Annotated in this window: 22 protein-coding genes; 13 read left to right on the top strand and 9 right to left on the bottom strand. The window is 72.9% G+C overall.

Translation table 11 applies throughout. The annotated features are described in order from the left end of the window. The first annotated feature begins 28 nt into the window (after positions 1-28). From LXM90_RS04415 to LXM90_RS04425, 3 genes are all read left to right on the top strand, one after another. Positions 29-2,038 (top strand): OPT family oligopeptide transporter, encoded by a 2,010-nt coding sequence (locus tag LXM90_RS04415; RefSeq protein WP_020090967.1) that lies wholly within the window; start codon positions 29-31, stop codon positions 2,036-2,038. 167 nt (positions 2,039-2,205) lie between these two features. Continuing rightward, positions 2,206-2,679: a DUF2243 domain-containing protein gene (locus tag LXM90_RS04420; protein WP_020090966.1), complete on the top strand. Its 474-nt coding sequence runs from the start codon at positions 2,206-2,208 to the stop codon at positions 2,677-2,679. Continuing rightward, entirely contained in the window at positions 2,676-2,831 is a 156-nt protein-coding gene (locus tag LXM90_RS04425) for a hypothetical protein (RefSeq protein WP_020090965.1), read from the top strand. The genes LXM90_RS04420 and LXM90_RS04425 overlap by 4 nt, the downstream gene beginning before the upstream one ends. A 34-nt stretch (positions 2,832-2,865) precedes the next feature. Here the strand turns inward: LXM90_RS04425 and LXM90_RS04430 are convergent, their stop codons facing one another. From LXM90_RS04430 to LXM90_RS04440, 3 genes are all read right to left on the bottom strand, one after another. Next, complete coding sequence (locus LXM90_RS04430; RefSeq protein ID WP_020090964.1) at positions 2,866-3,627, bottom strand: amino acid ABC transporter ATP-binding protein; 762 nt, start codon at positions 3,625-3,627, stop codon at positions 2,866-2,868. After that, a complete protein-coding gene (locus LXM90_RS04435; protein ID WP_234081890.1) occupies positions 3,624-4,304 on the bottom strand; it encodes an amino acid ABC transporter permease in 681 nt (226 codons plus the stop codon). Before LXM90_RS04435 ends, LXM90_RS04430 begins: the two co-directional genes overlap by 4 nt. A gap of 92 nt (positions 4,305-4,396) precedes the next feature. Next, entirely contained in the window at positions 4,397-5,182 is a 786-nt protein-coding gene (locus LXM90_RS04440) for an amino acid ABC transporter substrate-binding protein (protein WP_103984621.1), read from the bottom strand. Between the two features lie 235 nt (positions 5,183-5,417). Between LXM90_RS04440 and LXM90_RS04445 the strand changes: the two genes are divergently transcribed. Then, positions 5,418-6,344: a dihydrodipicolinate synthase family protein gene (locus LXM90_RS04445; RefSeq protein ID WP_234081892.1), complete on the top strand. Its 927-nt coding sequence runs from the start codon at positions 5,418-5,420 to the stop codon at positions 6,342-6,344. Between the two features lie 16 nt (positions 6,345-6,360). Here the strand turns inward: LXM90_RS04445 and LXM90_RS04450 are convergent, their stop codons facing one another. After that, positions 6,361-7,581: a pyridoxal phosphate-dependent aminotransferase gene (locus tag LXM90_RS04450; protein WP_091977879.1), complete on the bottom strand. Its 1,221-nt coding sequence runs from the start codon at positions 7,579-7,581 to the stop codon at positions 6,361-6,363. A 258-nt stretch (positions 7,582-7,839) separates the two neighbouring features. Between LXM90_RS04450 and LXM90_RS04455 the strand changes: the two genes are divergently transcribed. Genes LXM90_RS04455 through LXM90_RS04470 form a run of 4 tightly spaced genes read left to right on the top strand, consistent with a single transcriptional unit; the run spans position 7,840 to position 11,022 of the window. Further along, positions 7,840-9,258: a cytochrome ubiquinol oxidase subunit I gene (locus LXM90_RS04455; protein WP_091676122.1), complete on the top strand. Its 1,419-nt coding sequence runs from the start codon at positions 7,840-7,842 to the stop codon at positions 9,256-9,258. A 7-nt stretch (positions 9,259-9,265) separates the two neighbouring features. After that, positions 9,266-10,273 (top strand): cytochrome d ubiquinol oxidase subunit II, encoded by a 1,008-nt coding sequence (gene cydB, locus LXM90_RS04460; RefSeq protein ID WP_020090958.1) that lies wholly within the window; start codon positions 9,266-9,268, stop codon positions 10,271-10,273. Beyond that, positions 10,273-10,395 carry a DUF2474 family protein gene (locus LXM90_RS04465; RefSeq protein ID WP_020090957.1) on the top strand — a complete coding sequence of 41 codons (123 nt, stop codon included), beginning with the start codon at positions 10,273-10,275 and terminating at the stop codon, positions 10,393-10,395. The genes cydB and LXM90_RS04465 overlap by 1 nt, the downstream gene beginning before the upstream one ends. A gap of 48 nt (positions 10,396-10,443) precedes the next feature. Then, positions 10,444-11,022, top strand: coding sequence for a GbsR/MarR family transcriptional regulator (locus LXM90_RS04470; protein WP_020090956.1), 579 nt, complete (start codon positions 10,444-10,446; stop codon positions 11,020-11,022). A gap of 16 nt (positions 11,023-11,038) precedes the next feature. Here the strand turns inward: LXM90_RS04470 and LXM90_RS04475 are convergent, their stop codons facing one another. Further along, complete coding sequence (locus tag LXM90_RS04475; RefSeq protein WP_026604591.1) at positions 11,039-11,734, bottom strand: GntR family transcriptional regulator; 696 nt, start codon at positions 11,732-11,734, stop codon at positions 11,039-11,041. A gap of 272 nt (positions 11,735-12,006) precedes the next feature. Next, the gene (locus LXM90_RS04480; RefSeq protein ID WP_042670592.1) at positions 12,007-12,945 is read right to left on the bottom strand and encodes a LysR family transcriptional regulator; all 939 of its coding nucleotides are present in this window, start codon (positions 12,943-12,945) and stop codon (positions 12,007-12,009) included. 119 nt (positions 12,946-13,064) lie between these two features. On the opposite strand from LXM90_RS04480, the gene LXM90_RS04485 reads away from it, so the two are divergent. From LXM90_RS04485 to LXM90_RS04505, 5 genes are all read left to right on the top strand, one after another. After that, positions 13,065-13,988, top strand: coding sequence for a ring-cleaving dioxygenase (locus tag LXM90_RS04485; RefSeq protein ID WP_042670591.1), 924 nt, complete (start codon positions 13,065-13,067; stop codon positions 13,986-13,988). A 71-nt stretch (positions 13,989-14,059) separates the two neighbouring features. Further along, on the top strand, positions 14,060-14,692 hold the full coding sequence (locus LXM90_RS04490; RefSeq protein ID WP_020090952.1) for an alpha/beta hydrolase: 633 nt from the start codon (positions 14,060-14,062) through the stop codon (positions 14,690-14,692). Positions 14,693-14,726: 34 nt separating this feature from the next. Further along, the gene (locus tag LXM90_RS04495; RefSeq protein WP_020090951.1) at positions 14,727-15,137 is read left to right on the top strand and encodes a DoxX family protein; all 411 of its coding nucleotides are present in this window, start codon (positions 14,727-14,729) and stop codon (positions 15,135-15,137) included. A 66-nt stretch (positions 15,138-15,203) separates the two neighbouring features. Next, positions 15,204-16,025: an alpha/beta fold hydrolase gene (locus LXM90_RS04500; RefSeq protein ID WP_234081894.1), complete on the top strand. Its 822-nt coding sequence runs from the start codon at positions 15,204-15,206 to the stop codon at positions 16,023-16,025. A gap of 113 nt (positions 16,026-16,138) precedes the next feature. Further along, the gene (locus tag LXM90_RS04505; RefSeq protein WP_234081898.1) at positions 16,139-17,116 is read left to right on the top strand and encodes a Gfo/Idh/MocA family protein; all 978 of its coding nucleotides are present in this window, start codon (positions 16,139-16,141) and stop codon (positions 17,114-17,116) included. An 18-nt stretch (positions 17,117-17,134) separates the two neighbouring features. Here LXM90_RS04505 and LXM90_RS04510 read toward each other — a convergent pair whose 3' ends face one another. Genes LXM90_RS04510 through argJ form a run of 3 tightly spaced genes read right to left on the bottom strand, consistent with a single transcriptional unit; the run spans position 17,135 to position 19,538 of the window. Beyond that, positions 17,135-17,575, bottom strand: a complete 441-nt coding sequence (locus LXM90_RS04510) for a (deoxy)nucleoside triphosphate pyrophosphohydrolase (RefSeq protein ID WP_234081899.1) — start codon at positions 17,573-17,575, stop codon at positions 17,135-17,137. Continuing rightward, positions 17,572-18,291, bottom strand: a complete 720-nt coding sequence (locus tag LXM90_RS04515) for an SIMPL domain-containing protein (RefSeq protein WP_234081900.1) — start codon at positions 18,289-18,291, stop codon at positions 17,572-17,574. The genes LXM90_RS04510 and LXM90_RS04515 overlap by 4 nt, the downstream gene beginning before the upstream one ends. After that, positions 18,288-19,538 carry a bifunctional glutamate N-acetyltransferase/amino-acid acetyltransferase ArgJ gene (gene argJ, locus LXM90_RS04520; RefSeq protein ID WP_234081901.1) on the bottom strand — a complete coding sequence of 417 codons (1,251 nt, stop codon included), beginning with the start codon at positions 19,536-19,538 and terminating at the stop codon, positions 18,288-18,290. The genes LXM90_RS04515 and argJ overlap by 4 nt, the downstream gene beginning before the upstream one ends. Between the last annotated feature and the right edge of the window lie 43 nt (positions 19,539-19,581).

Here is a 19,581-nt window from a genome sequence, read left to right on the forward strand (position 1 = left end):
GCTGTGCCTGTGGCAGCCCGAGTGGACGATGGACGCCCGCAGCCCGACGATCACGCCGACGACGCAGGACCGTCAGGCCGAGCTGACCCTGCGGGGGATCGCGCTCGGCGCGGCCATCACGGTCGTGTTCATGGCCGCCAACCTCTACATGGGCCTGAAGACCGGGATGACGTTCTCGTCCTCGATCCCGGCCGCGATGATCTCGATGGGCGCGTTCCGGCTGATGGGCGGCGCCGGCATCCTCGAGAACAACATCGTGCAGACGCAGGCCTCGGCGGCCGGCACCCTGTGCAACGTCATCCTGGCGCTTCCCGGGCTCGTCCTCGTCGGCCACTGGCACGGCTTCCCGTTCTGGCAGACCACGGCGGTCTGCCTGCTGGGTGGCCTGCTCGGCGTCGCCTTCTCGATCCCGCTCCGCCGCGCGCTCGTGTCGGGCAGCGATCTCCCCTATCCCGAGGGCATCGCCGCCGCGGAGGTGCTCAGGACCGGCCACGAGGAGCAGGGCGGCCACGGCCTGCGGGACCTGCTCGGGGCCGCTGCGGCCGCCGGGACGATCGGGCTCGCCACCACGGGGCTGAAGGTTCTGGGCGAGGGGCTCAACGGCGCGGTCAGCCTCGGCGGCGCGGTGTTCCGCACCGGGACCGGCTTCTCGCTGGCGCTGGTCGGCGTCGGCTACCTCGTGGGCATCGGCGCCTGCCTCGCGCTGCTGACCGGCGTCCTGATCGCCTGGGGGATCGCGGTCCCGATCCTCACCGCCCTGTCGCCCGATCCCGCCAAGTCGGCGGGCGCGGCCGCCGAGGCGGTCTGGTCGGGCCAAGTGCGCCTCATGGGCGCCGGGATCATCGCGGTGGGCGGGCTCTGGACCGTGGGCTCGCTGGCGCGCCCGATCCTCGGGAGCATCCGCGCCGCCCTGTCGGGCAGCGGCGGTCTCGGCAAGGATCACCCGCGCGAGGACCGCGACCTGCCGATCACCTGGGTGGCCGCCGCGACCCTGGGCCTGTGCGTGCCGCTCGCGCTGCTGTTCTGGGCCTTCGCCGGGGCCGCCGACCTCGGCGGCCTGACGATCGTGCTGGCGGTGGCCGCCACCCTGTTCACCGTCCTGTTCGGCTTCCTGATGGCGGCGGCCTGCGGCTACCTCGCGGGCCTGCTGGGCTCCTCGTCGAGCCCGATCTCGGGGATCGGCATCCTGACCACGATGGCGACCGCGCTGCTCCTGCCCCTGGTCCTGGGGCATTCCGCCGGGCCCGAGGGAGACCGGTTCGTCACCGGCATGGCGCTGCTGCTGACGTCGGTCATCATCACCACCTCGTCGATCGCCAACGACAACCTGCAGGACCTGAAGACCGGGCAGGTGCTCGGCGCCACGCCCTGGCACCAGCAGGTCGCGCTCATCCTCGGCGTCGGGGTCGGCGCCGTGGTGATCGCCCCGCTCCTGTCGCTGCTCTACGAGGCCTACGGCTTCGTCGGTGCCCCCGCGCGGGACGGGCAGGACGCGGGGAGCGCCATGCCGGCGCCCCAGGCGGCCCTGATGACCCAGATCGCCAACGGCATCACGCACGGCGAGTTGCCCTGGACCATGGTGCTGATCGGCGCCGGGCTCGGGGTGGTCCTGGTGGCGGCCGAGACGTGGCTGAAGCGGCGCGACCTCACCTTCCCGGCGCTGACGGTCGGCATCGGCATGTACCTGCCGCTCTCGGTGGAGATGACGATCGCCATCGGCGGCATCCTCGGCTGGGTCGCCGAGCGCCGGCTGCGCGCCCGGGTCGGCGCGAAGGGCGACGCGAAGGCTGACAGGACGGTCGGCACTGCCCGCCGCCGGGGTGTCCTCCTCGCGTCCGGGTTCCTCGTCGGCGAGAGCTTCGTGGGCGTGCTGCTCGCCGGCACCGACCTACTGGCGGGCCACAGCTCGGCGATCGCCGTGGCCGGCAAGGATTTCGCGCCCTACGCCACCGGGCTCGGCCTCGCGGTCTTCCTGGCGGGGCTCGCCGTCTACCTGCGGATGGTCTCGCGACCGGAAGCGGTCCCGCGGGAGGCGTGACGGATCCGCCGGCGCCCCGGGCGGGTTCCCCGCAGGACGCCGTCGCCCGCGCGGCCGCGGCCTCCGCCACGCCGGAGTTGCGCATGAGAGCGGCTGACAGAGCGGCTGACAGAGCGGCTGACAGGGCGGTTGAGAGAGCGGCCGACACCCGGGAGCGCGTCTTCCCCGTGAGCGCCGGCATCCTGTTCGGGCTCGGCCTCGGCGGCTTCTTCGACGGGATCGTGCTGCACCAGATCCTGCAATGGCACCACATGCTGAGCAGCTGGTACCCGATCGACACGATCCCGAACCTCGAGCTGAACACCCGCTGGGACGGCTTCTTCCACAGCGCGACCTACGTCTTCGTGGTCCTCGGGCTGTTCCTCCTCTGGCGCGCCGCGCACCGCACGCACCTCTACTGGTCCAGCAAGCTGCTCGCCGGGTCGCTCCTGATCGGCTGGGGCCTGTTCAACCTCGTCGAGGGCCTGATCGACCACGAGATCCTCGGCGTGCACCACGTCAACGAGCGGGCACCGCCGGAGCAGTGGCTCTACTGGGACATCGGCTTCCTGCTCTGGGGCGGCGCCATGCTGGCCGCGGGTCTGGGCCTCGTGGTGGTCGGCAAGGGCGAGGAGGCGTCGCTGGCGCGGAATCCCGCGTGAGGGCCGCCGGTCCCGGCCTGCGCCCGGTCCTGCCCTGGCTCGCCCTGGCGGCCGGCCTGATCCTCGCCACCCTGCCGGCCTGGCGGCCCCTGGTCTTCGGGACCGCGCTCACCGTCGAGGATCTTCTCACGCTCCGCTGCCTGACGCGCTGAATCCCGCGTCCCGGCCCGTTCCGTAGGCCCCTTCTCACGCCCCTTCGGCCGCCTCGCCGAGCAGCGTCCGGACGAACCGGCGGGTGCGCGGGTCGGCCGGCCGGGCGAAGACGTCGGCGGCCGCGCCCTGCTCGACGATATGCCCCCCTTCCAGGAACACCACCGTGTCGGCGACGCGCCGCGCGAGGCGCAGGTCGTGGGTCGCCATCAGCATGGTCGTGCCCTCGCCCGCGAGGCCGGCCAGCACGTCCACCACCTCGGCGGCGAGTTCCGGATCGAGGGCCGAGGTCGGCTCGTCGCAGAGCAGCAGGCGCGGGGACGGGGCCAGCGCCCGGGCGATCGCCACCCGCTGCTGCTGGCCGCCCGACAGGCTGGCGGGCCAGTCCGCGGCCTTGTGGGCGAGGCCGACGCGCTCCAGCAGCTCCAGGGCGCGCGCCCGGGCCCGGGCCTGCGGCCACTTGCCGACGGTGACGAGCCCCTCGGTGACGTTCTCCATCACGGTCCGGTGGGGGAAGAGCTGGAAATTCTGGAACACCATCCCGGTCTGCCGGCGCACGGCGAGCACGTCCCGCCGCGCCGGCGGGCTGCCGGGCCGGAAGGTGAGGCGGATCTCGCCGAGGGTCAGCGTCCCGGCCTGCGGGACCTCCAGCAGGTTCGCGCAGCGCAGGAGCGTCGACTTGCCCGAGCCCGACGGGCCGATCAGCGCCGTGACCCGCCCCTCCGGCACCGCGAGGTCGACGCCGCGCAGGACCGGGTTGTCGCCGAACCGCTTCTCGATGGCCGACAGGGCGATCACGCGCGGGCCTCCAGGTAGCCGCCGTAGCGCCCGAGGCGTCGCTCCAGCAGCGTCTGGAGCCAGGACAGCAGCGTCGACAGGACGAGGTAGATCAGCGCCACCTCGATGTAGAGGATCAGCGGCTCGTAGGTGACGGCGACGATGCGCTGGGCCGCCTGGAACAGTTCCGGCACCGTGATGGCGGCCGCGAGCGAGGTGTCCTTCACCAGGGCGATGAAGGAGTTGGCGAGCGACGGCACCGCCACCCGCGCCGCCTGGGGCAGGATCGTGCGGCGCAGGGACTGGACCGGATTCATGCCGGTGGCGTAGGCCGCCTCCCACTGCCCCTTCGGGATGGAGGCGATGGCCGCGCGGACGATCTCCGACGTGTAGGCGCCGACGTTGAGGGTGAACCCGATCACGGCGGCCGGGAAGGCGTCGATCAGGATGCCGGCGCTCGGCAGGCCGTAGAAGATCACGAACAGCTGCACGAGGAGCGGCGTGCCCCGGAAGATCCACACGTAGAGCCACGCCAGCGCGGCCAGCGGCCGGGGCGCGAACAGGCGCACGAGGGCGGTCCCGAGCCCGAGCGCGAGGCCCAGCGCGAAGGCGATGAGCGTCAGCGGCACGGTGAAGCGCAGGCCGGCCGCGAGCAGCGGCCCCAGCGACTGGAGCATGAGGTCGAGCCAGTGCGGCACGGGGCGGCGTCTCCTACCGGGCGATCGAAGCGTGGGGCTGTACGGGGCGGCGCCCGGGCGAGATCCGTCCGGGCGGGCCCTCTGCGGACGGTCTACTTGGAGACGTCGGCCCCGAAGTACTTCTGGGCGATCGCCGCGTAGCTGCCGTCGGCCTTGATCGCCTCCAGCGCCTTGTCGATCGCCGCCTTCAGCGCCGGGTTGTTCTTGCGCATGATGATCCCGGAGGCGTCCGCGTCGGCCTGCTCGGCGGCGATCTTCACGGGGGCGTTCGGCTTCTGCTTGTGGAAGTCCAGGAACGACAGGCTGTCGTTGACGGTGGCGTCGGCGCGGCCGGTGAGGACGAGCTGGATCGACTGGTCGAAGCCGTCCGTCCCGACGAGCTCGGCGCCGGACTGCTCGGCGAGGCGCGCGAAGTTGCTGGAGAGGCTCTGGGCGGCCTTCTTGCCCTTGAGATCCGCGAAGGACTTGATGTCGGACCGGTCCGCCCGGGTGATCAGCACGGCCCGCGCGCGGATGTAGGGCTCGGAGAAGTCGAACTTCGCCTGCCGCTCCTTGGTGATGCCGACCTGGTTGATCACCACGTCGTAGCGCTTGCCGTCGAGCCCGGCGATCAGCCCGTCCCACTTGCCCTCGAGGAATTGCGGCGCGACGCCCAGCTGCTCGGCGACCTTGCGGCCGATCTCGACGTCGAAGCCGACGAGCTGCCCGGACGCGTCGTGGAACGTGAAGGGCGCGTAGGTGCCCTCGGTGCCGATGCGCAGGGTCTTGGCGGCGCGAATCGCGTCGAGATCGTCGGCCCGCGCGGGCGCGCCGGCGATTGCGCCGAGGAGCGTCGCCGCGACGAGAGCCGCGACGCGGCTCGCAGAGAAGAATCGCATTACAGTAGCTCCGAAAAGAAAACGCCGTTCTCGTGCGGCCGCCGCGCCCGATCTCGGCTGTCGATGGACAAAGCAAAGAAGATCTCGGCCGTACAGGAAAGTTGGCGGGCTTGTCGACAGCGCGTTGCGTGCCCCGAACGCGCCAGGATCGAGGCCGCGTGCTAAGAGGCGGCCGGATCCCGCCCGCGGACACGGTCGTCCGCCGGGATGCGCGATCCCGGCAGAAGGACCGCGCATGACCTCGTCCGTCCCCGCCTATCGCGGCGTCTTTCCGGTCGCCCCCACGGTCTTCGACGCCGCGGGCGCCCTCGACCTCGACGGGCAGCGCCGGGCCGTCGACTTCATGATCGACGCCGGCAGCCAGGGGCTGTGCATCCTGGCGAACTTCTCCGAGCAGTTCGTCCTCACCGACGACGAGCGCGAGCGGGTGATGCACGCCGTGCTGGACCACGTGGCCGGCCGCGTGCCGGTGATCGTGACGACGACGCACTTCGCCACGCAGGTCTGCGCCGAGCGCTCGCGCCGCGCCCAGGAGGCCGGCGCCGCGATGGTGATGGTCATGCCGCCCTATCACGGCGCCACGATCCGCGTGCCGGAGCTCGGCATCGTCGACTTCTTCCGCGCGGTCTCGGACGCGATCGCGATCCCGATCATGATCCAGGACGCGCCGGTGGCCGGCACGCCGCTGTCGGCACCGCTCCTGGCGCGCATGGCCCGGGAGATCGCGAACGTCGCCTACTTCAAGATCGAGACCGCTGGCGCCGCGGCCAAGCTCCGCGAGCTGATCGCGCTCGGCGGCGACGCGGTCGTGGGCCCCTGGGACGGCGAGGAGGCGATCACCCTGATGGCCGACCTCGACGCCGGCGCGACGGGTGCGATGACCGGCGGCGGCTACCCGGACGGCATCCGCCAGATCACCGACGCCTACGCGGCCGGGCGCCGGGAGGAGGCGATGGACGCCTACGCGCGCTGGCTGCCGCTGATCAACTACGAGAACCGGCAGTGCGGCCTGCTCGCCTGCAAGGCGCTCATGGCCGAGGGCGGGGTGATCGCGAGCGAGACCGCGCGGCTGCCGATCCAGCCCCTGCACCCGGCGACGCGGGCCGGCCTGATCGAGCTCGCCCGGCGGAACGACGCGCTGGTCCTGCGCTGGGGCCGCTGAGCCGCCTCCGCCCGACTCAGTGCGCCGCCGCGGCCGGCGCCCGGGTCCCGAGCACGCCCGCGAGCCGGCGCACCGCCTCCCGCGCCAGGTCCGGGCTGATGGCGAAGCACATCCGCACCAGGCCCTCGCCCTCGGGTCCGAAGGCGGTGCCGGGCGCCACGCCGACCTTGGCCTCCCGCAGCAGGCGCAGCGCCAGGTCGAGGCTCGGCTCGTCGCCGCCCATCCGGGCCATGAGGTAGAAGGCCCCGTCCGGCGGCGCGACCGTGACGCCCGGCAGGCGCGACAGCCCTTCCACCAGGATCGCCCGGGCCTCGGCGCAGCGATCCACCATCGTGCGGATGAAGCCGTCGCCCTCCTCGAGGGCCGCGATGCAGGCGTGCTGGACGAAGGTCGGGATCGAGGTGGTGCTGTACTGCCCGAGCTTGGCGAAGGTCGGTGCGAGGCCGCGGGGATAGATCACCCAGCCGGCCCGCCAGCCGGTCATCGCCCAGTTCTTCGAGAAGGTGTTGGTCACGATCAGCCGGTCGTCCTCCGTGCAGATCTGCAGGAAGGACGGCGCGATCCGGTTGCCGTAGGTGAAGTGGGCATAGACCTCGTCCGAGAGGATCCAGAGGCCGCGCTCCCGGGCGAGGTCGCGCAGGGCCGTCATCTCGGCGAGCGGCATGGTCCAGCCCGTCGGGTTCGAGGGCGAGTTCACCATGATCACCCGGGTGCGCGGTGTGATCGCCGCCGCGATGTCGGCGAGCGGCAGCGCGAAGCGCCCGTCCGGCAGGCGGCGATACGGCACCGTCACGGGCACGCCGCCGGCGATGCGGACCGCCTCGCCGAGGTTGGGCCAGGCCGGGGAGGGGATGATCATCTCGTCGCCCGGCTCCAGCAGCACCTGGGCCGCCTGCATGATCGCGTTCATGCCACCCGCCGTGACGCCGAACCGGTCCGGCGGGATCTCCACGCCCCAGTGGCGGGCGTGGTAGGCGCCGAGCGCCGCCCGCAGCGCCGGCAGCCCCAGCGACGTGGTGTAGCGGGTGTGCCCGTCGAGCATCGCCCGGTGCGCGGCCTCGACGATGAAAGGCGGCGTCGGCAGGTCGCCCTCGCCAATCCACAGTTTCACCACCTCCGGGTCGTCCCGCCCGCGATCCGCCACGAGGCCGATCTGGCTCGTGCCGATGCCGCGGATGCGCGCCGACAGCGCGGCGGCGAGATCGACGGGCGCGGCGGAGACGAGGGTGTCGGCCATGGCGGCGCGTGCTCTCCGTGCGTCGGGACGCGGCGTCCCGTCGCGCGGCGCGCGTCCAGGGGCCCGCGTGGTCCCGACCTGTAGGGAATGCCGAGACCCTGACGCGTTCGGGCGCGGACGTCCAGACCCCGAGGCCGGACCGACCCCGGACGCCGGCGCATGGCCAGGGCGCCGCATCGGCGACACAGGATGTTTTGACTTTTCAGAAATTTCTGAAATTGCTATACGCCGAGTCGCGCACAGAGCCGGAGGCACGACGTGCTCGCCAACCTCGATCCCTTGATCCTCGCCCGCATCCAGTTCGGGTTCACGGTCGCCTTCCACATCGTGTTCCCGGCCTTCTCGATCGGCCTCGCGAGCTTCCTCGCCGTGCTGGAAGGGCTCTGGCTCGCCACCGGGCGCCAGGTCTTCATGGATCTGTTCAAGTACTGGCTCAAGATTTTCGCCATCGCCTTCGCGATGGGCGTCGTGTCCGGCCTGGTGATGTCCTACCAGTTCGGCACGAACTGGTCGGTCTTCTCCGACAAGACCGGCCCGGTGCTGGGGCCGATGATGGCCTACGAGGTGCTCTCGGCCTTCTTCCTGGAGGCGGGCTTCCTCGGCGTGATGCTGTTCGGGATGCGCAAGGTCGGGCCGCGGCTGCACTTCGCGGCGACGCTGATGGTGGCGGTCGGGACCTGCTTCTCGGCGTTCTGGATCCTGGCGGTGAACTCGTGGATGCAGACGCCGGCGGGCTACGGCACGAATGCCGAGGGCCAGTTCGTGCCGCTGGACTGGTGGGCGATCGTGTTCAACCCGTCCTTCCCGTACCGCCTCGTGCACATGGTCCTGGCCGCCTACCTGACGACGGCCCTGGTGGTGGGCGCGGTCGGCGCGTGGCACCTCCTGCGCGACCGGGCCAACCCGGCCGCCCGGACGATGTTCTCGATGGCGATGTGGATGGCCGCCCTGGTCGCGCCGGTCCAGATCCTCGCGGGCGACGCGCACGGCCTCAACACCCTGGAGCACCAGCCCGCCAAGGTCATGGCCATGGAGGGCCACTTCCAGAGCCACCCGGACGGCGCGCCGCTGGTGCTGTTCGGCCTGCCCGACCAGGAGGCCGGGACGGTGCGCTACGCGGTCGAGATCCCGAAGCTGTCGTCGCTTGTGCTGAAGCACGCCCTCGACGCGCCCCTGAAGGGGCTCGACAGCCTGCCGCGGTCGGAATGGCCGCCGGTGCCGATCGTGTTCTGGTCGTTCCGCATCATGGTCGGCCTCGGGATGCTGATGCTGCTCCTGGGCGCGCTCAGCCTCCTCGCCCGCTGGCGCGGCACCCTCTACGCGTGGCGCCCCCTGCACCGGTTCGCGGTGGCCATGGGCCCGGCGGGCTTCGTGGCGGTGCTGGCCGGGTGGATCACCACCGAGGTCGGGCGCCAGCCCTACACGGTCTACGGACTGCTGCGCACGGCGCAGTCGGCCTCGCCGCTGCACGCGCCGGCGGTGGCGGCCTCGCTCACCGCCTTCGTGGTGATCTACTTCGCGGTCTTCGCCATGGGCACCGGCTACATGCTGCGCCTGATGGGCCAGCCCCCGCATGCCGGCGAGAGCGGGATCGAGCCCGGCGCGCCGATCCGGACGGCCGGCATCACGCCCGCCCCGGCGATCGACCCCGACCGCCACCTCCAGCCGGCCGAGTGAGGGACCCATGGCCTACAGCTTCGACCTCACGGTGGTCTGGGCGCTCGTGATCGCCTTCGCGGTCTTCGCCTACATCGTCATGGACGGCTTCGATCTCGGCATCGGCCTCCTGTTCCCGGTCCTGCCGCCGGGCGCGGAGCGCGACACCGCCATGAACTCGGTCGCGCCGGTCTGGGACGGCAACGAGACCTGGCTGGTTCTCGGCGGCGGCGGCCTGTTCGCCGTCTTCCCCCTGGCCTACGCGGTGATCCTGCCGGCGCTCTACGCGCCGATCATCGCGATGCTGCTCGGGCTGATCTTCCGCGGCGTCGCCTTCGAGTTCCGCTGGCGCGATCCCCGCCACCGCGCCGCCTGGGACGTGGCCTTCGCGGGCGGGTCGCTGGTGGCGGCCCTCGCCCAGGGCATCACGCTGGGCGCCCTCCTGCAGGGTATCGCGGTCGAGGGGCGGGCCTATGCCGGCGGCTGGTGGGACTGGCTCACGCCCTTCAGCGTCCTCGTCGGCGCGAGCCTGGTCGTCGCCTACGCGCTGCTCGGGGCGACGTGGCTGGTGATGCGCACCGAGGGCCTGCTCCAGCTGCGGGCCCGGCGCCTGGCCCTGCGCCTCACCGCGGCGACGGTGGCGGCCATCGCCCTCGTCAGCGCGGTGACGCCGTTCCTCCAGGGCCGCTACTACGAGCGCTGGTTGGCGATGCCCAACGTGCTCGTCACCGCGCAGGTGCCGCTGCTCGTGGCGCTCGCGGCCTTCGCCCTCTGGCGCACCCTGCGGGGCGGCGCCGAGCGGGCCCCCTTCCTGATCGCGCTGGGGCTTTTCGCCCTGACCTTCCTGGGGCTGGGCATCAGCATCTTCCCCGACATCGTGCCGGGCCGGATCACGATCTGGCAGGCGGCCGCCCCCGAGGCGAGCCAGTTCTTCCTGCTCGCCGGCGCCTCGGTTTTGATCCCGATCATCCTGTCCTACACCGCGTACGCGTACTGGGTCTTCCGCGGCAAGGTCGACGCGCACGGATATCACTGATGGCACCCGCAGCATCACAGCCCCTCTGGAAGCGCCTCGCGTGGTTCGCGGGGCTCTGGGCCTCCAGCATCGTCGGTCTCGGCTTCGTCGCGACGGTCCTCCGGTATTGGCTCAAGAGCTGATAGACCGGGGGGCGCCCGCCTGACCTCTCCCCGCGTCGGATCCCTGCCGTGCAGCTGCCCCCGCTCGTCCAGACCTTCGTGCTGCATTTCGGCGAGATGGGCTCGCGCTGGGGCATCAACCGGACCGTGGGGCAGATCTACGCCCTGCTGTTCGTGGCCGAGCGGCCGCTCAACGCCGACGAGATCGTCGAGCGGCTCGGGGTGTCGCGCTCCAACGTCAGCATGGGCCTGAAGGAGCTCCAGGCCTGGAACCTCGTCCGGCTCCAGCACCGGCCCGGCGACCGGCGCGACTACTTCACGACGCCCGAGGACATCTGGCAGATCGTCCGCACCCTGGTCGAGGAGCGCAAGAAGCGCGAGGTCGACCCGACGCTGACCCTCCTGCGCGAACTCCTGATGCAGGAGCCGGCGACCGAGGAGGAGCGGCACGCCCAGGCGCGCCTGCGCGAGATGCACGACCTCTTCGAGCTGTTCGCCGGCTGGTACGCGGACGTGCGCCGCCTCGACACCGAGCGCCTCGTCCAGCTCCTGACCCTCGGCTCGAAGGTCCAGAAGGTCCTGGAGATGAAGGATCGCCTGACCCGCCTGCCGGGCCGGATCGGCGGCCGGTCGGCCAAGTCGGACTGAGCCGCCTCGCGGCCGATCAGGCCTCGGCGAGCGCCCCCCGGTAGAGGGCGATGAGCGAGGCGCCGACATGCTCGATGTGGCGCCGCAGGCACGCGGCCGCCGCCTCGAACGCGCGGTCCTCGCACAGGGCCAGGATCTGCGCGTGCTCGCTGACCGCGCGGGTCGCGTCCTCGGAGGTCGCGATCTGCAGCCGCGTCGGCCGCTCGCAATCCTGCAGCAGCGCGGACACGATCGCCAGCGACCGCGGCCGGCCGGCGTGCCGGATCAGGTCGAGGTGGAAGCGGCTGTTCAGGTCGCCCCACCGGAGGACCTGACCGGTCTCCAGCGCCGCGCCGTACTCCTTCGAGAGGGCGTCGAGATCGCGGATGTCGTCGGGGGTCAGGTGCGGGGCGGAGAGCAGGAGCAGTTCCGGCTCGAGCTGGACGCGCAGCTGGAAGATGTCCTCGACCTCCTGCAGCGAGAGGCCCGTCACGACCGCCCCGCGATGCGGCACGATCCGCACGAGCTTGCTGGCTTCCAGCTGCAGCAGGGCCTCGCGCACCGGGATCCGGCTGATCCCGAACTCCTCCGCCAGGGCGTCCTGGCGCAGCTGCACCCCCGGCGGCAGTTCACCGTTCAGGATCTGCTCGCGGAGCGAGTCCGCGACGGCCGCCGCCACGGTCTTGTGCCGCAATCGGTCGGGTGCGGGACGTCCGGGGACCACAGGGGACATCAACGCCTCAGAAGAATCGTATACATTTATACGCGGCACGCTCATGCCCGGAAATTCCGTGGCTGTCCAATGCCAGATTGCCTTCGATAAACTTGAAGTTGGCTCACCCGGGGTTCGCAACCGCGCGGTAGGTCTCGGCGGTTCTCCCGGAGACGGAACAGCAAGGAGCAGGCCGTTGCCGGAGGCGCACGTGCTCGCCGGTAACGCACCTTCGTGAATACGGCATTGATCCAAGTAAATGACGCGCTCGGATCGAGCGCGCCGGCGCGGATTCACCGATTCGTCGAATCGTGCCGGAGGGGCGGCGCGGCCCAGGGTGCCTGGCCGAGGGTCTGGGCGAGATGGGCGATCAGGGCCGTCACCCGCGCCGGCCGCGGATCGCCCGGCGGCATGACGAGGTGCAGGGCGATCGGCGGCGGCGACCAGTCCGGCAGCACCCGCTCGAGGCGCCCGGCTTCGAGGTCGTCCCAGATCATGAAGTCGGGCTGCAGGGCGAGTCCGAGGCCGGCCCGCAGCGCCGGCGCCAGCGCCTCGGCGTTGTTCGCCCGGAGCTGGCCCGCCGGAACCACGACGGCCTCCGCGCCGCTCCCGTCCACGAAGCGCCAGCGGTCGGGTGTCGGCAGGTAGGCGTAGCCGAGGCAGGTGTGGCGGACGAGGTCGTCCGGGTGCCCGGGCCGGCCGTGCCGGTCGAGATAGGCGGGCGTGGCGACCAGCGAGCGGCGGATCTCGCAGAGCCGGCGCGCGCGCAGGGAGGAATCGGGCAGGGCCGCGATGCGCAGCCCGATGTCGAACCCGCCGCCGACGAGGTCGACGACCGCGTCCGACAGGTGGAGATCCACCGACACGGCCGGGTACTCCCGGAGGAAGGCCGGCAGGGTCGGGGCCACGTGCATCACCCCGAAGGTCATCGGCGCCGCGAGCCGCACGAGGCCGCGCGGCTCCGCGGCGCCCGCCGTCGCCAGCGCCTCCGCGGCCTCGCCCTCGGCGAGGATGCGCGCGGCGCCGTCCTTGGCGGCCTGCCCGGCCTCGGTGAGGGCGAGCTTCCGCGACGTGCGGTTGAACAGGCGGGCGCCGATCCGGAGTTCGAGCCGGCTCACCGCCTTCGAGACCGTGGCCTTCGACAGGCCGAGCTCCGCGGCGGCGCGGCCGAAGGAGCCGGTCTCCACCACCTTGGCGAACACGGCCCAGGCCTCGAAATCGGGCAGTCTCATCGATCAGATCCGGAAACGATAGGTTTCCACCGTTTCTATTTTCGCCGCCCATGGCAAGGGGCACATTCCCGTCATCGCAACAGGCCGCCCGCCGCGGCCTTCCGTCGGGAGACATCGCCATGGTTCAGACCGGCCTCCACCACGTCACGGCCTTTTCCGGGCCGGCCCTGCGCAACCTCGACTTCCACACCCGAATCCTCGGGCTGCGTCTGGTGAAGAAGACCGTCAATTTCGACGATCCGGGCACCTACCACCTGTACTACGGCGACGCGGCCGGGCGGCCCGGCACGATCCTGACCTTCTTCCCCGTCGAGCACGCCGCGCCGGGCCGGGTCGGGATCGGCGAGACCCAGGAGACGGCCTTCCGGGTTCCCCGCGCCTCCATCGGCTGGTGGACCCACCGGCTCATCGAGAAGGGCGTGGCCCACGAGCCGCTGGTCCAGGTCTTCGGCGCGCCGACGCTGCGCTTCCGCGACCCGGACGGCATGATGCTCGCGCTGGTGGGCGTCGATGTCGGCGACGCGGAGGGCTGGGCGTCGAGCGAGGTGCCGGCCGAGCACGCGATCCGCGGCCTGCACGGCGTCACGCTCCTCCTCGACAGGGCCGAGGCGACCGCCGCGATCCTCACGGAGGTGCTCGGGCTGGAAGAGGTCGGCCGCGAGGGCAACCTGATCCGCTTCGCGGGCAGCGCCGAGCTCGGCGGTCTCGTCACCCTGCGGGCCGTCGGCGGGTTCCTGCCCGGCCGCCCGGGGGCGGGCTCGGTCCACCACATCGCGTTCCGGGCGGCGGACGACGCCGCGCAGGCCGCGATGGGCCGGGCGCTCGCGGCGCGGGGGCTCCACGTCACCGAGCAGCGCGACCGCCAGTACTTCCGCTCGATCTACTTCCGCGAGCCCGGCGGCGTGCTGTTCGAGATCGCCACCGACGCGCCCGGCTTCGCGGTGGACGAGCCGATCGAGGCCCTCGGCCAGGCCCTCAAGCTCCCCGCCGGCCTCGAGCCGCACCGGGCCGAGATCGAGGCCGTCCTGCCGAAGGTCGCCTGAGCCGCGACACCACCATGCCCGCCCCGCGCCCGCGCGGGGCGGGACCTCTCCCCGTCACCCGTGAGGCCATCATGACCCAGGACACCGCCGGCTTCATCCACCGCTTCGAGCCCGGTCCCGACACCGCCCGTCCCCTGCTGCTCCTGCACGGGACCGGTGGCGACGAGACCGACCTCCTGCCCCTCGGCCGCACGGTCGCGCCGGAGGCCGCCCTGCTGGCGCCCCGCGGCGCCGTCAGCGAGAACGGCATGCCGCGATTCTTCCGGCGCCTGGCGGAGGGCGTCTTCGACGAGGCGGACCTGCGCCGCCGCACCGGCGACCTCGCGGCCTTCGTGGCGGCCGCCCGGACGCGGTACGGGCTCGGGACGCCGGTGGCGCTGGGCTTCTCGAACGGCGCCAATATCGCCGCGTCGCTGCTGCTGCTGCGGCCGGAGACCCTGGCGGGCGCGGTCCTGATCCGCCCGATGGTGCCGTTCGCCGAGCCCCCGGCCGCGGATCTCGCCGGCCGGCCGGTCCTGATCCTCTCCGGGGCGATGGACCCGATCGTGCCCGTCGAGAACGCGCGGCGCCTCGCGCAGCAGCTCACCGCGGCCGGAGTTCGCGTCGAGCACCGGATCCTGCCGACGGGCCACGGCCTGTCGCAGGCCGATATCGGCCTGGCGCTGAACTGGCTTCGCGGCCTCACACTTCCCGAAGCGGCCTGAGCCGGCCGCGCACGACAGGACGGAGCGTTCGACGATGCCCCCGATCTATTCTTCCAGCGCGACCGCCCTGTTGCCGGTGACCGGCCGGGTCCTGATGAGCGCGATCTTCCTCGTGAGCGGCGCCGGCAAGCTCGCGGCCCCGGCCGCGACGCTCGCCACCATCGAGGCCGCCCACCTGCCGCTGCCGCCGCTCGCCTACGCGGCGGCGACCTCCGTGGAGGTCGTCGGCGGGCTGCTGCTCGTCGCCGGCTACCGCACGCGGCTGGTCGCCCTGGCCCTCGCGCTCTTCGCGGTGGCCACCGCGGTGACCTTCCACGCGGCCCTCGGCGATCAGAACCAGATGTTCCACTTCCTGAAGAACCTCGCCATGGCCGGCGGCTTGCTTCAGGTCGCGGCCTTCGGGGCCGGCCCGCTCAGCCTCGACGCGCGGCAGGGCCGAGCCTGACCGGTCCGTCGGTCCGCGCGACCCCTGCTTCTCGCCCTCTGCCTTCTCGACCCTCGGGAGACCACGATGCCCTACGTCACCGCGCAGGACGGCACCCAGATCTACTACAAGGACTGGGGCGCCGGGCAGCCGGTGGTCTTCAGCCACGGCTGGCCGCTCAACGGCGACGCCTGGGAGGACCAGATGCTGTTCCTCGCGGAGCGCGGGTTCCGGGTCATCGCCCATGACCGGCGCGGGCACGGTCGCTCCGGGCAGCCCTGGTCGGGCAACGACATGGACACCTTCGCGGACGACCTCGCCGGGCTGATCGCCCATCTCGACCTGCGCGACGCGGTGCTGGTCGGCCACTCCACCGGCGGCGGCGAGGTCGCCCGCACCATCGGGCGGCACGGGACGGCGCGCATCGCCAAGGCGGTCTTGGTCGGGGCCGTGACGCCCCAGATGGTCCGGACCGACGCGAATCCGGGCGGCCTGCCCCGGGACGTGTTCGACGGAATCCGCGACTCGGTCCTGCGCGACCGGTCCCAGTTCTTCAAGGACCTGAGCGGCCCGTTCTACGGCGCGAACCGCGCCGGCGCCGCGGTCAGCGAAGGCCTGCGGGACACGTTCTGGATGCAGGGCATGATGGCGGGCCTGCGGAACGTGCACGCCTGCGTGGCGGCCTTCTCGGAGACCGACTTCACCGAGGACCTGAAGCGCATCGACGTGCCGACCCTGCTCGTGCACGGCGACGACGACCAGATCGTGCCGATCGACGCCGCCGCGCGCGCCGCCGTCAAGCTCGTGCCGGGCGCCGTGCTGAAGGAGTATCCGGGCGCCCCGCACGGGCTGGCCGCCACCCACAAGGACCGGCTCAACGCCGACCTGCTCGCCTTCATCCAGGGCTGAGATCCCGGGTCGCGTTGACCGGCGGTCTTCCCCGCGCCGGTTCGGGCTCCTAAAGCCTGCGACGGGCCGCGCCCCGCGGCCCGTCAGACGCCAGAAGCCGCACGGATCCCCGCATGCCGACCTCCGACGCACCGCTCACCATCGGGATCATCGGCGCGGGAATCATGGCCGAGCGCCTGCTCGGCGCGATCCACGGGGCGGCGGACTCGCCCGTGCGGGTCGCGGCGATCTGGGATCCGGCCCCGGCGGCCCTGGACCGGATCGGCGCGGCCTTCCCGGCGGTGCCGCGGGTGGCCGATTCCGCCGCCGTCGTGGCGGCGAGCGACTGCGTCTACGTCGCCTCGCCGCCCGCCTCGCATCTCGGCTACGCCCGCGCCGCCCTGGCGGCCGGCCGGAGCGTCTTCTGCGAGAAGCCGCTGGCCATCGATCGCGCCGATGCCCGCGCCTTCGTGGCGGAGGCGAGGGGCGCGGGCGCGGTCAATTTCCCGTTCGCCTCGTCGCCGGGCGTGGCGACGATCGAGCGCTGGATCGCGGCCGGCGCGGTCGGCACGCCACGGGCGCTCACCGTCGCGGTGGCGTTCGCCCGCTGGCCCCGGCCCTGGCAGGCCGACGCCGCCCGCTGGCTCGACGCGCGGCGCGAGGGCGGCTTCACCCGCGAGGTGGTCTCGCACTTCCTGTTCCTGGCCCGCCGCCAACTCGGCCCGCTCGCGAGTCTCGCCGGACGGATCGCCTTCCCGGAACCGGGCCGGTCCGAGCGCGCGATCGACGTGACGCTCACGGCGGGCGGGATCCCCGTCACCCTGACAGGCCGGGTCGGGGGCGTCGCGGCCGACGACCACAACACGTGGACGCTGGAGGGCGACGCGGGCGCCGTCCGGCTGCGCGACTGGGCCATCGCCGAGCGGCGGGGCGCCGACGGGCGCTTCGAGCCGGAGCCCGACGCGATCCCGAACGAGAAGCTGCGGCCGATCACGCTCCGGCGCCAGCTCGAGGGCGTCGTCCGCATGGCGCGCGGCGAGCCCCACCACCTCGCCACCTTCGCGGAGGCGCTCGACGTGCAGGAGGTCGTCGAGTCGATCCTGACCCTGTGAGGGCGGCCCGCGACGGGGTCAGGAATCCAGCAGGTCGATCAGGAACGGGATCAGCGGCGCGTCGGCGGGCGGCATCGCGAGGTCGCGCAGGGCCTTGGGGCGCACCCACTTGAGCGCCTGCCCCTCCATCGACCGCGGCGTCCCCGTCCAGCGCCGGCAGATGTAGAGCGGCATCAGCAGGTGGAAGTCCGGGTAGGCGTGGCTCGCGAAGGTCAGCGGCGCGAGACACGGCTCCTCGACCTGGATGCCGAGCTCCTCCGCCAGCTCGCGGATCAGCGTCTGCTCGGGGCGCTCGCCGGGCTCGACCTTGCCGCCGGGGAACTCCCACAGGCCGGCGAGCTGCTTGCCCGCCGGGCGCTCGCTCACCAGGACGCGGCCGTCGACGTCGACGAGGGCGACGGCGACCACGAGGAGCAGGCGCAGGGGGAGGCCATTGGGGGTGCTTCCGGGGGCGCTCACTGCGCCACCGCGAAGGTGGCCGAGACCTCGGAGGACATCGGGATCGTGCCCGCCTCCAGCGGCACCCGCCGTCCTTTGGCCGCCATCGGCGCCGCCCGGGCCATCTCCAGCACCGGGCGGTACGGCGTGCCGGCCGCGGTTGTGCTCAGCGTGCAGAGCGGGCCGAGCTTGGCGCCGACCGCCTCCGCGAGGGCCTCGGCGCGGCTCCGCGCGTCCCGGGTCGCCGCCACCTGGAGGGCCGCCTCGCTCTTGTCCGGGTCGCGCAGCCCGAAGCTCACGCCATCGATGCGGTTGGCGCCGGAGTCGAGGGCCTGCCGGAGCAGGTCGCCGAGGCGGTCCATGTCGGCGAGCCGGACGGTGACGAGGTTGCTGGCGCGGTAGCCGTCGGGCTCCTCGGTGACGGCGCCCCCCGGCCGGGCGACGGTGCGGGTCGCGGTCTGCAGGGTGACGGCGGCCGTGCCGAGATCGGCGGGCGGGATCCCGAGGGCGCGGGCCTGCGCTGAGACCCCGGCCACCGCCTTCGAGGCCGCGTCGAGGGCGGCCGCCGCACTCGCGCCGCGCGCCTCGATGCCGATCGTCACCTCGGCGAAGTCCGGCGCCCGCGTCTCCGACGCGCGCCCGACGACGCTGATGTGGCGCTTGCACGCCGCGTCGTCGGCCCGCGCCGCGGTCGCCAGGCTCAGGACGAGGAGGGCGCCGGACAGGACCGCCCTCACGAGCGGTAATCCCCGTTGATCTCGACGTAGGCCTTGGTCAGGTCGCAGGTCCAGACGCGGGCCGCGCCGCTGCCCAGGCCGAGATCGACCCGGACCGCGATCTCCGGCTCGCGCATCACGGCGCTCGCCGCCGCCTCGCTGTAATCGGGGTCGCGGGCGCCCTGGACCGCCACCCGCACGTCGCCGAACCAGATCGCGAGCCGGTCGCGGTCGGCGGGCTCGCCGGCCTTGCCCACGGCCATCACCACGCGGCCCCAGTTGGCGTCCTCGCCGGCCACCGCGGTCTTCACCAGCGGCGAGTTGGCGATCGACATCGCGATGCGGTGCGCGGAGGCGTCGCTCTCGGCGCCGGTGACCCGCACGGTGACGAACTTGCGCGCGCCCTCGCCGTCCTTGGCGACGAGCTGGGCCAGCTCGACCAGCAGGCCGTCGAGCGCCTCCCGGAAGCCGGCGAGGCGCGCGTCGGCGGGATCGGTGACCGCCGGGTTGCCGGCCCTGGCGGTGGCGAACAGCATCAGCGTGTCGGAGGTGGAGGTGTCGCCGTCCACGGTCACGCAGTTGAAGCTCGTCTTCGTCCCGGCCGAGAGGAGCGCCTGCAGCACGTCCTGCGGCAGGGCCGCGTCGGTGAAGACGAAGGACAGCATCGTCGCCATGTCGGGGGCGATCATGCCGGCGCCCTTGGCGATGCCGTTGATCGTCACGCGCACGCCGTCGATCTCGGCCGTGCGCGTCGCGAGCTTCGGGAAGGTGTCGGTGGTCATGATCGCCCGGGCCGCCTCGCTCCAGGCGGCAGGCCCGTCCTCGGCGCGGGCCGCGCAGTCCACCAGCACGCCCGCGAACCGCTCCGCCGGGAGCGGCTCGCCGATCACGCCGGTCGAGGCGACGTAGACCTCGCGCGCGCCGCAGCCCGCCGCCTCCGCGGCGATCTCGACGGTGCGCGCCACCGCGTCGCGCCCGAGCCGGCCCGTGAAGGCGTTGGCGTTGCCGGAATTGACCACGAGCGCCCGCGCCGACCCGTCGGCCAGGGCGTCGCGGCACCAATCCACCGGCGCCGAGGGACACTTCGACCGGGTGAACACCCCCGCGGCCCGGGTCCCGGCCTCCAGCGCCACGTAGAGCACGTCGGTGCGACCGCTGTAGCGGATCCCCGCCTGGGCGGTCGCGATTCGCACGCCCGGCAGGGGCGGCAGATCGGGCATCGCGGTGGGCGCCAGCGGGGAGACGGGAGGGGCTTTCGCGGACGACATCGGCTCGGGCTCCGGCAGCGCGCGGCTCAGGTCCCGCGGCGGC

This window comes from Methylobacterium oryzae (assembly GCF_021398735.1).
Classification (GTDB): Bacteria; Pseudomonadota; Alphaproteobacteria; order Rhizobiales; family Beijerinckiaceae; genus Methylobacterium.

Excerpts from the sequence above, each read along its gene's own strand:
- LXM90_RS04445 (WP_234081892.1), top strand. The coding sequence starts at position 5,418 with ATGACCTCGTCCGTCCCCGCCTATCGCGGCGTCTTTCCGGTCGCCCCC.
- LXM90_RS04415 (WP_020090967.1), top strand. The coding sequence starts at position 29 with ATGGACGCCCGCAGCCCGACGATCACGCCGACGACGCAGGACCGTCAG.
- cydB (WP_020090958.1), top strand. The coding sequence starts at position 9,266 with ATGGCCTACAGCTTCGACCTCACGGTGGTCTGGGCGCTCGTGATCGCC.
- LXM90_RS04490 (WP_020090952.1), top strand. The coding sequence starts at position 14,060 with ATGACCCAGGACACCGCCGGCTTCATCCACCGCTTCGAGCCCGGTCCC.
- LXM90_RS04505 (WP_234081898.1), top strand. The coding sequence starts at position 16,139 with ATGCCGACCTCCGACGCACCGCTCACCATCGGGATCATCGGCGCGGGA.
- LXM90_RS04480 (WP_042670592.1), bottom strand. The coding sequence starts at position 12,945 with ATGAGACTGCCCGATTTCGAGGCCTGGGCCGTGTTCGCCAAGGTGGTG.
- LXM90_RS04495 (WP_020090951.1), top strand. The coding sequence starts at position 14,727 with ATGCCCCCGATCTATTCTTCCAGCGCGACCGCCCTGTTGCCGGTGACC.
- LXM90_RS04500 (WP_234081894.1), top strand. The coding sequence starts at position 15,204 with ATGCCCTACGTCACCGCGCAGGACGGCACCCAGATCTACTACAAGGAC.
- LXM90_RS04450 (WP_091977879.1), bottom strand. The coding sequence starts at position 7,581 with ATGGCCGACACCCTCGTCTCCGCCGCGCCCGTCGATCTCGCCGCCGCG.
- argJ (WP_234081901.1), bottom strand. The coding sequence starts at position 19,538 with ATGTCGTCCGCGAAAGCCCCTCCCGTCTCCCCGCTGGCGCCCACCGCG.
- LXM90_RS04475 (WP_026604591.1), bottom strand. The coding sequence starts at position 11,734 with ATGTCCCCTGTGGTCCCCGGACGTCCCGCACCCGACCGATTGCGGCAC.
- LXM90_RS04465 (WP_020090957.1), top strand. The coding sequence starts at position 10,273 with ATGGCACCCGCAGCATCACAGCCCCTCTGGAAGCGCCTCGCGTGGTTC.
- LXM90_RS04485 (WP_042670591.1), top strand. The coding sequence starts at position 13,065 with ATGGTTCAGACCGGCCTCCACCACGTCACGGCCTTTTCCGGGCCGGCC.
- LXM90_RS04440 (WP_103984621.1), bottom strand. The coding sequence starts at position 5,182 with ATGCGATTCTTCTCTGCGAGCCGCGTCGCGGCTCTCGTCGCGGCGACG.